Source organism: Geminocystis sp. NIES-3709 (genome assembly GCF_001548115.1).
GTDB lineage: Bacteria > Cyanobacteriota > Cyanobacteriia > Cyanobacteriales > Cyanobacteriaceae > Geminocystis.
In genome coordinates, this window is record NZ_AP014821.1 from 68,083 (window position 1) to 80,626 (window position 12,544).

Genomic DNA, 12,544 nt, shown 5'->3' on the forward strand with positions numbered 1-12,544 from the left:
AATAATCAACAAAAATATTATGGTTATAAATATATTAATTATAAAGTGTAAAGAAAGTGACTAAGAATTGTGATCAAATTACAATCGGTGAGACATTATCTAATAATCAAAAGTTAGGTTTAGAGTTAGTATCTAAACTTAGGAGTGGTAGAGATGTGGTTTTTGCCGTTGATTTAACTGAGAGTGTTAGTCTTGATGCTCAAGGAAAACTTAGGCTTAAACAAATTGTACAAGATAGTTTACATAAGGGGGATCGAGTTTATATTGTACCCTTTTCTTCCCAAGTTAACCCGACTAATCTGAATACTAACCCTATTAGTCTATCAAGTTCGATCGTCTTTAAGAATCCGAAAGAAGATATTGATAAAATTATTGAGCAAATTCCCTTACAAGCAAATATCAACGAGAAAAACACCGATATTCAACAAGCAGAGCATTTTATTTACCGAAATTTAGCTAATATTAATCAACAACGTCTCTGTGATAGTCAACCGATTAAGTTTCAATCCGTCGTATGGTTAACGGATGCCCCTTTAAAAACCGAAGCAGGTATCACCTCCGATGTCTGGGTAGAAACTCCCGCTAATAGCCCTTATCGCAATTCTACATCAAAGGAAAGTCTCGATCGAGTCCATTGGTTAAATAATTTACCTATCAACTTACGCAGTCTCAATATCGATAATTATCAACTCAGTGTAGCGGATATTAAACCTACTGTACAAGAATTTTGCACTCCTGCACCCGGAGGAAAAGAAACTTGTCTGGTAAATAGTTATATTGCTAGTCAATTGTGGCTACCCTCGACTATTTTATCGGTAATTATTATTAGCTTATTGGGTGGTGGAATTTTTGTTATTAGATACTATTTAAGTTTACAAGAATCATGGAAATTAGAAATATTATTCCCTAATGATGAAGATAAAATAACTCGCTATTTAAAAAATAAAAGTAGTCTTTCGATCGGGGAGGATATAGAATGTAAAGGTGGAGAAATTAGGGGTTATTTAAAAAGAGAAGGAAATAAAATTTTTATTGAGCCGACTCAAATTTTACCTATTATGTATAAAGGAAAAGAATTAAAACAAAAACAGTTAATCAAAGATAATATTATTAGGCTTAATTTACCTTATAACGATCAAGAGTTTGAGATTACAATAAAACGAACCTAATATAACTTCAGTTAAAAATAAAATTTTCGATGAACGTAGAAGATAGGTTTAATATGTCTATGATTGTCATTTTTATTCCTGTATATTGGAGTTTTCTCGATTATATAATGAGTTTACAACTCATTTACAATTGCTATATACAATTAATTTTGCTTACTTACTTAAAAAATATCTCACAGAAAATTATCACAATGATATTTTATTGCAAAGTCCTATCAAAAACTAGAATTTTAGGAAAAACTGCTTCCCAAATTTTTCTTGATTTTCAACAAAAAAATCTTTAAATTCCTTGGACTGATATTATTAGGTAAAAAATATTAGGGTTTTAACTTTTATTATTTTAATTACCCTTAAAGTTTGTTGTAATCTGATTTAACTCCGATAAAATCATAGCCATAAAAAATAATTACCAACATAACGGTACTTTTTAAAATTTTCGTTCAAAAATGGCTTGAAATACAGTCAGGATAAGCGATTTAGGTAAACATCATAAAAATCGCTGAAACTCTTGGTATAAAAGGAAAAGTTATCGAACGATGTAAAGTTTTTGATTAATAAAGGTTTGAGATTAATATTTTAATATTTTTTGTTTAAATACCGATAAAAAAGTTTAAAATTTTGCATAAATTCCCAATTTGTTACTGATAATTAATTAGTAGTCATCTTATTTTGAAATAATTATGCCCAACAATCAAGCTACGGAGACAAAAACCCTAAATATTAAACGTACTATCTGTATCGGCTTAGGGGGTACTGGTAGAGATATTTTAATGCAAATTCGGCGTTTAATCGTCGATCGATATGGTAAACTGAATGAGTTACCCGTAGTCAGTTTCGTGCATATAGACACCGATAAAGGCGCATCCCAAGTCACAGGATTAAAGACAGGTGACACCTATCATGGCGAGAATATCTTGTTTAAACCCTCCGAAACCGTCACTGCTACCATGAATAAGCAGGAAATCGATGATTTAACCAAAGGATTAGAAAGGAGAAGCGAATATGAAAGACAATCACCCTATGATCATATCGGTTCATGGTTTCCTAAGCAAACATTAAAGGATGTTAAATCTATTGAAAACGGTGCCGGGGCAATTCGCCCTGTAGGCAGACTTGCTTTCTTTCATAATTACACTAAAATTCAAAGCTCGATCGACACTGCCGAAAATACAACAGTAGGACATGGTCAAAAATTACTCACTAAAAATATTGTAGTCGAATCTGGTACTAATATTATCATCGTAGGTTCACTATGCGGAGGCACAGGAAGTGGTACTTTTATTGATATGGCATACAGTTTAAGGCAGAAATATGGCTATGAAATCGATAGTGAAATTACTGGTTATTTGATTATCGCCCCCGAATTATATGGAAACACTCCCAGCGTCAAAGCTAATACTTATGCGGCCTTAAAAGAATTAAATTATTATACCGCTCAAGGCACAACATTTAATGCTAATTATGATCCAGTAAATTTATTTTCTGTTACGGAAAATCGTCCTCCTTTTGATTTTGTTTATTTAGTAGGAAATCGCACTAATAGCGGACATAAAATAGTCAAAAAAGAAAAATTATGCCAAGTAATTGCTCATAAAATATTTGCTGATTTTGCTGAAGAAATCTCTGGAAATATTAAAGGACATCGAGATAATGTTAAAAAATATTTTAGCGTTTATGACGAACATCCTCGCCCAAATGCCCAAAGATACTTAACTTTTGGCTTATCAAAAATTTATTTTCCTCGTGATTTAACTATTGCTATCTGTTTAAATAAAGTCAAAATTAAACTAATTAATTTCTGGCTATATGGTGAAGGGCAAAGCCCAGATTCAGCCGAATTATTAGATAAATTTTTATTAAATTGGCAGTCACAAAATGAAACTAACCCGAATATTTTTAAAGCCAAATTAGAAGCTATTACCGTAGAAAATGATAAGACTTTTAAACAAGTATTAAAGAATTGGCTAAATAGAAATCAAGGGGAAATAGAAAACTGTAAAAATGCAGATGATAGACAAAGATTTATCGATAAAATGCGTAGTGAATTAAAAAGTCAATTTAAAAAAGTACAATTTGGAGAAACAGAAAATATTAGAGGAGTATGGTTAACTCAATTACAAAAAAATAGCCTTAAACTAGAAAAACAATTCAGTCAAGATATTATAGACTATTTAGCTAAGTTACTCGAACCTGCTAACCCTCATTTTGCTTTAGATAATAGTCGAGGTTGGTTAGAAGCAATCTTAACGAAATTAAATGAATATGTTAATGAATTAGAAGAAGAAAAACAGAAAACCTCCGCTTTTGTAACTATCGAAAATATCGAGAAAAAATGGCAAGATTCTTGTCAAAGATTCGAGGATATTGAAACTGATAAAAAAGGTTTATTAGGCTTTGGTGGTAAATCTAATAACACCAAAAATAAGGAATTTCAAGAAACGGCAAATCAAAGTATCCAAGAGATTAATAAACTAATTAAACGAAACTTTGATTTAACTTTAACAGAAGAATCACTCAAGATAGTAACTAATTTAAGATACTTAGTGCAACAGTTAAAAACTCAAGCCAGTAACTTTTATAATCTTCTTCAAGATTTAGAGACATTTTATAATAGAAAAGGAGAAGATTTAAGTCACATTGATGATGATGAAATTAACGGAGAAGCAGTATTTGAAGCGGATGATAATGATCAATATTATCAAACTTTGTTGCCCGATCGAGAAAGAAGAAATTTATTAGTAGAAGTGAGTCATAAAATTAATGAAAGTGCTACTTTACCTCCTTCTTTACTCTACTTTTTTACAGCAGAAAGAGTTATTGATAACAAAGAATTAACTCAAACCATTGATAGAAATATTGAAGCAAAATTCGGTGATAAAACCTTCGATTTAACAGAGTCAGTGGTTAATCGTTTTGTGCAGAAATATCCGTTTTCCGATGGGCAAATTCGTTTAAAGCAAATCATCGATGAAGCTGATGTTTTATTACCTTTAAATAGTAATGCACCCTATTTTGTTAATGATGCTGATAAAACTAAACAAATTATCGGTTTTAAACAAACTGACGACAGAGAAAATCAACAATTTAGAGACTTAATTACTAAAGGAATTGGCATTAATTCAGATGTAATTATTCCCTTGCAAACTAAAAATGAAATAGTTATTATCAAAGAATTTGCCGGTTTTCCTCTGCGCATTGTTAACGGATTAAGAGAATTAAGAGAACAATACGATCGACAAAAACGACTCTATGACGGTTATAATTTACATAATGATTCTCAAGTTTTCTTCCTAGATATTATCCCCCCAGAAGGGCGAGAGATGGAATTATTGCAGGATAATTTTTATACTTGTTTAGCCTTTGGCAAAATTCAAAAAACTGGTGATAATAAGAATTACTATTTAGAATTAGAAGATAAGTTAAGAGGTGAATTTTATCAAGTGGAAATTAGTAGTATTTGGGAAGAAAGTTTAGAAACCATTACCCAAAATGATACTATCAAAAATTATTTAATAGATACGGTAAAAAATATTGAGGAAGAAGTAAAAGAAAATCCTAACTCATTTCAAGAAATTTATTATCCGAATCTCATAAAATTTGTCGATGAATTGGAAAAATTGACAGAATATGACATTAATTATAATCAGAAAAAATTGGTTTTAGGTGAAAGACCCGATCGAACTTCTTTAGGTAAAGATGGTATCTTAAAAAGAATATACGATCGATTTGTGAAAATTGTCAATAATGCACAACAGAGACAAAATGTCAAAGAAAAACAGCAATTATTGGCACAAAAAATCAACGAAAAACAAAAACTATTAACTGCAGAAAATAATATAAATAATGTCAAAAATAAAGAAGTTTTAGAAGTAGATATTATTGCCGATACTGGGGATAATTCTATTCAAATAACAGAAGAAATTGATAAAGAATTTATCACAAGATGGGAAGGAGTAAATATAGTTCAATTAATGCAATGGTATGAAAAAGGAATGTTAAATGACGATGAATTTGAAAAAGCAAAAAAAATTATTGGAGGTTTATAGTTATTAAAAATTAGGAGATATAGCAATTCTCGTTATGGTGAGGTACAAAAATTATCAGTATCGGGGAATAGGGAGTAGGCAATGGTAAATTGGATAAAAAAACTGTACCTCATACTTTTAAGAAACACTATATATTATTTATAATAATCATAAAAATCATGTTAGAAGTCTTAAAACTTTTTCCGTCTTATTTAGTAATCATTACTTTTTTGTTGGTTATTTTACCAACTTTTATTATTGCATCAATGCGCATTTCTTTATATCAACATTTACGAGATTTAGAGAAGAAAACACGGAGATTAGTTAAAGGGGATAGTGAAGGAATACAACCAAGATTTATTAATGTTTTACAGCAACGATTTGCTAAGACAAGTCAACAGATTGAAAATGTTAATACTATTGCTTTAATTGATGGTATTTATCATCAAGAAACTTTTACTTCTTTTCGGTTTAATATTCGTTGTGAAGAGGGAGAATATATCACAAAAACTTTGCCTAATTTATTGTTAGCTTTCGGCTTATTAGGGACATTTTTAGGTATAACGACTAATTTATATAGTATCAGTCAAATTATTAATCAAGGTAGTGGAGATATTGGTGATTTAACCAGTAAATTAGAAAGCCCTTTACAAAGTATGGGGATTGCTTTTATTACCAGTTTAATCGCTTTAATTTGTAGTTCAATCTTAACAGTAAATAACTTAAAACATAATATTAATTTAGAGAAAAATTCTTTACTTAACAACTTAGAAGATTATCTCGATAATATTTATAAACCTTTGGTAGAAGGTGACACCAGATTAGATAAAGCTGTTAACAAAATGGTAAATCAACAACATGAATTTTTAGAGAGATTTCATGAAAAAGTAGGGAAAGTTTTAGAGGGAACTTTTAAACAAGCGGCAGATAAAATTGCCAATGAAAATCAAAAATCTCAACAGTTAGCTTATCAAGTTTATCAAAGTTTATTAGATGCTTCTGGTGCTATTCATTCGGGAGCAAATATTTTTAAAGACTCTATAGTTAAGTTAGAAAATGAAGTACAAAATCTTCAAAATATCATGCCTATTTTCAGACAAAATATCGAAAGTTTTGATAAAAGTTCTAATCTTATATTAACGGCTTCTAGGAATATTAAAGAAAGTAAGTTTAGTGAAAATTTAGAAAAAATTACTGTTGATTTAGCCGGAACTCAAAGTAAGTTTACAGAAGCAACAAAGTTATTAGCTAATTGTACTTTAGCGATGGCAAATCATAATGAAAAAGCTACTAATTTAGCTCAACAAGTCTATGAAGAATTTAAAGCATCTACTGCTACATTAGCGACAAGTTCGATCGAATTTGTCTATTCAGCTAAAATAATTAGAGATAGTAAATTTAACGAGAATTTAGCTAAAAGCACTGATAATTTAGCTACTATTCAGAAACTATTTCTGGAAACAATTAAAACTCTAAATGAGGTAGTAAAACCCATCGCTATTAATGTGAAAACTTTAGAAGTTTCTACCGATAAAATGGTAAAATTAGCCCAAAATGTTAATCAAATTCAATCTAATATGAACACCATTAACGATCGATACTTAGAAATGAAAAATACCAGTCGAGAAGTTTTATTAAAAGTAGGCGAAAATTCCGTTAAAAATATTACTAATTATTCAGAATTATTCAACAATCTAAAAAAAATAAATCAACAGTTAGAAGAAAGACTAAAATTATTAGAAAATAACGAAAAATTATTATTAACTATTCTTCAAAAAATGTTTGAAAAATTCGATAATTAAAACCATTAATTTTACAAGTAATATTCTTCTATTACCTAACTCTTAACCTCATCAAAAGGCTATGAGGGAAATCTTATTAATTACTATATTAAAATTTTATCATAAAAATATGAGAACCCTTCGATCGAGATCAAGAAACACCACTGAAAATCAAGAATTAGATGTCTTTCCTTCGTTTACAGATTTGATGTCTAATGCCTTTATGATTATGAGTTTATTATTATTATTAGCCTTATTTCAATCTTTAGAATTAAATCGTAGATTGCAGTCAGCTACACCTATTATAATTGATGAAAAATCAGGGAATTTTAAGTTTAAATCAGGAAGTGCTGAGTTAAATTTATATTTTAAAGAATACTTAAATAAGCAAATTATTCCTCAAATAGAACAAATTATTCAAGAAAGAGATATAGATTTTATTCAAGTGATTGGACATACAGACGGACAAGTTTTAGGCTTAACAGGAAACCTAGATCAAAACTTAGAAAAAACAGCACAAAATCAACTAAAAGTCAACCAATTAAATGCTGGTTCAAACGCAGATTTAGCTTTAATGAGAGCCTTAGCTGTAGTGCAAGAATTGCAATTAAATCAAGACTTAAAAAATGTTAAGTTTAGAGCTTATTCGGCGGCTCAATTATACTTACCATCAGGAGAATTAGCCCCTTTAAATCGTCAAGCAGATGAAACCAGAAGACGTATAGAAATTCGTTTTATTCCTCCAGGTAAAAATAATTAAGGCTCTTTTACAGTAGTTATGATAAATCTTCAAGATACAGCCCAGTTTAATAAGATCCTTCCCTGAAAATTATCAAAATTTGTCATGGCATAAGCTCTTCTCTTAATTAGCTTAATTTTTTGATTAATTCCTTCTACAGTACCTTGACTTGTTTGATTATCAAAATAACCTAATATTTCCCCTATCTACCTCCTTATGGTGTCGCAACTTTTGGGAAAATATTGCTGTGCTTCATTTTAAAGGAAATCGATCGCTACTAAAGCCACTACACTATAGTAAAAACATCCTGATTGTATTTATTATTAATAATTGTTACAACTATTACTTTTATTTATTTATTTTATGTATTATACACTCGCTGATTGGATATTTTATTATTAAGTACTAAAAAAATCGATGACTTCTACAAATACAGTTCAGTTGATTCGAGATGACTTAGAATATAGACCTCCTTATCAAAATATTAATCCCGAAAACTTTAACCTTGAACAATTAATCTTAGCAGGGGCAATCATTAGAGAAATAGACGATGGGCGCCCTCGTAATCCCGCAGAATTTTCGATCGATCCCAATCAGTTTGATAAGTATCCTTTTAATCGTCCCGCTTTTGATAATGCCAGATTTGATTTAAGAAATATTAAATATTTATTTCCCACCGTTCCTCCTAAATTTATTGACGATAATGGTGATTTAGATCGTACGAGAATCACGATTCAACAAGTAGCAATTACATCTCGTACCATTACCAACTCCTCTGATACCCCCATAGAACAAACAATTCAGACCAGTTTTACTGCTGAAGAGCAAAGAGCTTACACTCAAACCTACGGCTGGAAAGTAGGAGCGAACGTAGGATTAACGGGTAAAGTTCCCGTTCCCAAAATTGCAGGTTCTGAAATCGGTGGTAGTGTGGGTTTAGACTTTTCCTATTCTTCAGAAGTTACGGATAACAAAGAGGAAAAAACATCTCGAACCGAACAATATACTAAAAATTTTCAGATTCCTCCCAGAAAAACATACAGAATTATAGCTATATCGGAAACTGGACATTTTCAAACCAAATTTGAACCAGTAATGATAACGGGTAATATCGCCATCACGAAAGAAACTGCCGAACGATGGAGAGATACTGGGCAAAAGGTAGCAGAGTTTTTTTCTGGGGGGTTACATATTCCTTCCAATGCGAGGACATTAGCAACAAACATAACGAAAAACTATACCATAGGTGATATTGCTTTTAATCTCGATCGTCATACTAGATTAGACTTGACCTTACAAAAGTTTAGACCCCAAACTGATTGGAGCTATGGTGCTGATGCCTTATTTATTCCTGGTCGTAGTGCAACTGAATATTATGATAATCCCAATTTGAGATTGAAAGTCAGCACTGATGAAGGTCTGAAAATGCAAGCCGCAACAAGGTTTACCACTGGTATCAGAAGCAGAAAAGTGGTAGATACTTGGGCAGGATCGCTAAAATATGACGGTATGGCTGATGGAAAACTAAATAGTCCCTTGGCTTATTTTGATTCTGGTTTACACGTCAAGATTATCTCTTTTTCCAATGTGGATGAAAGAATTATTGATCTTCAGAGTGGTATTTTGGGAGATGACGGATTTTTTTTCCTTCCTAATGTTGAACCGGATGTTTTGGAAGATGGTACGGAAGTTATGCTTGGTATGGAGGGAACTTCTGAGGATGATCTCATGAGAGGGGATCAAGAAGACAATTATTTCGCAGGGGAAAATGGAAATGACTCGATCGAAGCAGAAACAGGGAATGATCTAATTTTTGGTGGCAATGGCAATGATAGTCTATATGGCGGAGATGGAAATGATTTGATTCAAGGTGATGATGGAGATGATTTGATTCAAGGTGATGATGGAAATGATAATTTATATGGTGCAGAAGGCAATAATGTTGTAGAAGGTGGAGACGGTGATGATTTTATCAGGGGAGGCGATGATGATGACATACTTGATGGACAAGGAGAAAATGATGTTATAGAAGGGGTAGAGGGGAATGATTTTATCAATGGTGGCGATGGAGACGACATACTTGATGGAGGCGCTGGAAATGATAGTATCTACGGAGATGAAGGCAACGATTATATTACGGTTACGGAGGGTAATAATTACCTTGATGGCGGTACAGGAGATGATGTTATCCTTGCTGGAAGTGGCAATGATACAATTTTAGGCGGTGAAGGGAATGATTTAATTGATGGTGGTAACGGTGATGATGTTTTAATGGGTGTGAGTGGAGAAAATATATTAAGAGGAGGAGAGGGAAATGATACTATTTATGGTGGTTCTGGAAAAGATGAAATTTATGGTGGTGCAGGAAATGATGTTATTGTACTGCAAAATGTCTGGAGTGGCTTCGATCGTTTTCTTGGTGGTGGAGAAGGTTTTGACACAATCCGTCTTGTTAATCCGTCATCAACAGTATGGGATTTAACAGAAGATACCTTTATTCGAGAAAATATAGAGCAGATTGACTTATCCGAAAGTAATATTCAACTTAAATTAGGTGTGCCGAATATACTCAATTCCGTTGGTTTTGTGGGAGCAGACAATTCCCTTGAAAGAATTACCGGTAACGAGCTATCCAATGTTACTCTCTATGGAAGTCAATGGCAAAAATCAGAAAATTCGATCGACATCGGTGATCAAACATTCTTTTCTTACTTGCATCCTTCTATCAGCGAGTCTTTGTTGATTGAATCGGAAATAAATGTAAACTTTGAAAATACTGAGCCTGTTGCTTTTGACGATATAGCTTTGTACTCTCAAGGAGAGTCTATTAATGTCTTAGAAAATGACGGAGATGTTGATATTGATACTCTCTCGGTGCAGGAAGTCACTAACGGTCAATATGGTACTGTTAGTATTAATGACGATGGTACGATTCGCTATACTGCCAATGATGATTTCAATTTCGATCGAGCGGATAGTTTTACTTACACTGTCAGCGATGGTATCGATACCTCTACTGCAACGGTGAATATGTATCTGAAAGCTCCAGAAGAACCGGAAATTTCATCTATTTATCGTTTCCGTAATAATGATGGTGGTTATCTATATACTGGTATAGAAGAAAGACAAGTAGTATTGGAAAATTTCCCCAATTTTACGGAGGAGGGAATTGCCTTTTCCATGGTGATGGAATATGAGGATTATTTGAATCCAATTTACCGTTTTCAAAACTTAAACCACCTAGGAAGTTATCTTTATGTAGGGGAGCAAGAAAGAGATAGTATATTACAAAACTATCCGAACTTCAGAGAGGAAGGAATTGCTTTTTATACCTTTGATAGTGTTGCTAATGTTTCTGAAAGTATTTATCGTTTCCAAAATGCAGATTTACCCGGTACTTATATTTATGTAGGTAGCGAAGAAAGGGAAAATATTTTAGAAAACTATCCGAACTTCAGAGAGGAAGGAATTGCTTTTCAATCTTTACCTTTCAGTAGTTTATAGTTAGGCGGTGCTAAAAAAGCATTCTGATGAAGGTAGGAGTCAGGAGACGGGATACAGGAGATAGTAATAAGAATTGACTCAAACTTATTTGACATTGATTTTCTTTACAATATCTATTAGGTATTTTTGTTCTAATACAAGGTCTCAGTAGAACCCATTTGATATTTACACCTGTAACTAAAATCATCAAAGGCTTTGAGGATATTAAAGCATTTCTCTTGAAATCATTAGGTAGAGTCGATGGGTGGTATTATCCACCGCACCTCTCTGTTAAATCTGGACGTGCGACTTTCACCGCATCCAGCTTCCAACTTAATTAGGGCTTGATTCCCTTTTGTTCATGTGGATGTAGTCGTGGCAACTTTCATGCACAGCTATCAGATTGCTATGTTTCCAGTTTTGATGATTTCTGTCAATGTGGTGGAGGTGTACTCTTTCCTCATTGATGAATTTCAATCCGCAATGTCCACATGAATGGTGTTGTTTGTCTAGTATTTTGGCTGTCGTTCCATCGTACATTTTGCTGTTTCTTTTAGACCAGTAAACGGTATCACCATTGTATGGAGACTTATCACCTGCTACCATGACAAATTTGTTCTCAGAGTAAGAAACGTCAGGGAATGCCTGTTTTATTAACTTGTCCGTTTGGTAACGGTTTAGTTTAGTTTCCTTGTTAAAGACTTTCCACGTTCTGCGTTCTGTTTGGAACAAATTGTATCCATCCATTTTGCAGTGCTTATGGTAGTTTTTCCAACCTCTGACAATAGGAGCTAATCTCTTAGCTTTTTCTTTTGCACCATAATTCGAGTTGTTGACTACTTCTTTGATTTTCTTCTTGACAGCTTTATAATTATCCTTTGATGGGTAACATCTAAATTTGCCATTGTTCCTTTGGACTATAAAAGTCCAGCCTAAGAAATCAAATCCGTTCTGAGTGGTTGTAACCTTCGTCTTTTCTTGGCTTACTCGCATTCCTCTTTCAGCTAAAAAATCCTCAACTTTACCAAGTATCAATTCTGCGTTATCATTAGGTTTGAGAAAGAACACCATATCATCTGCATACCTTACAGACGGATGTATCGACTCAATACCATCCAACGCTATGTTAGCTAGAAGGGGGCTAACCACGCCTCCTTGTGGTGTTCCTTGTTCTGGGAACTCAGGGTTCACTCCTGCAATTAAACATCTTTGGATGCCTTGTTTTACACATTGAGGTGCAATTAGGTTATTTAGAATAGCTTTGTGACTAATTCTATCGAAGCATTTTTCTATATCGGTACTTAGACAAAACAATAACAACAATTAAGCTATAATATTTACATTATA

Annotated in this window: 7 protein-coding genes; 5 read left to right on the forward strand and 2 right to left on the reverse strand. The window is 32.6% G+C overall.

What is annotated here, in order from left to right; translation table 11 throughout:
- Positions 1–56: 56 nt before the first annotated feature.
- The 4 genes from GM3709_RS00210 to GM3709_RS00225 all read left to right on the forward strand — a co-directional run bounded on the left by GM3709_RS00210 (position 57) and on the right by GM3709_RS00225 (position 7,735).
- On the forward strand, positions 57–1,169 hold the full coding sequence (locus GM3709_RS00210) for a vWA domain-containing protein (protein WP_066115084.1): 1,113 nt from the start codon (positions 57–59) through the stop codon (positions 1,167–1,169).
- Positions 1,170–1,849: 680 nt separating this feature from the next.
- Positions 1,850–5,215 carry a tubulin-like doman-containing protein gene (locus GM3709_RS00215; RefSeq protein WP_066115086.1) on the forward strand — a complete coding sequence of 1,122 codons (3,366 nt, stop codon included), beginning with the start codon at positions 1,850–1,852 and terminating at the stop codon, positions 5,213–5,215.
- Between the two features lie 158 nt (positions 5,216–5,373).
- Complete coding sequence (locus tag GM3709_RS00220) at positions 5,374–6,996, forward strand: hypothetical protein (protein WP_066115088.1); 1,623 nt, start codon at positions 5,374–5,376, stop codon at positions 6,994–6,996.
- Between the two features lie 109 nt (positions 6,997–7,105).
- Positions 7,106–7,735 (forward strand): OmpA family protein, encoded by a 630-nt coding sequence (locus GM3709_RS00225; protein ID WP_066121620.1) that lies wholly within the window; start codon positions 7,106–7,108, stop codon positions 7,733–7,735.
- 29 nt (positions 7,736–7,764) lie between these two features.
- Here GM3709_RS00225 and GM3709_RS21250 read toward each other — a convergent pair whose 3' ends face one another.
- Positions 7,765–7,920 (reverse strand): transposase, encoded by a 156-nt coding sequence (locus GM3709_RS21250; RefSeq protein ID WP_082713037.1) that lies wholly within the window; start codon positions 7,918–7,920, stop codon positions 7,765–7,767.
- A 211-nt stretch (positions 7,921–8,131) separates the two neighbouring features.
- Between GM3709_RS21250 and GM3709_RS00230 the strand changes: the two genes are divergently transcribed.
- Complete coding sequence (locus GM3709_RS00230) at positions 8,132–11,218, forward strand: Ig-like domain-containing protein (protein ID WP_066115091.1); 3,087 nt, start codon at positions 8,132–8,134, stop codon at positions 11,216–11,218.
- A gap of 312 nt (positions 11,219–11,530) precedes the next feature.
- Here GM3709_RS00230 and GM3709_RS00235 read toward each other — a convergent pair whose 3' ends face one another.
- Complete coding sequence (locus GM3709_RS00235; RefSeq protein ID WP_082712910.1) at positions 11,531–12,520, reverse strand: reverse transcriptase domain-containing protein; 990 nt, start codon at positions 12,518–12,520, stop codon at positions 11,531–11,533.
- Positions 12,521–12,544: the final 24 nt, after the last annotated feature.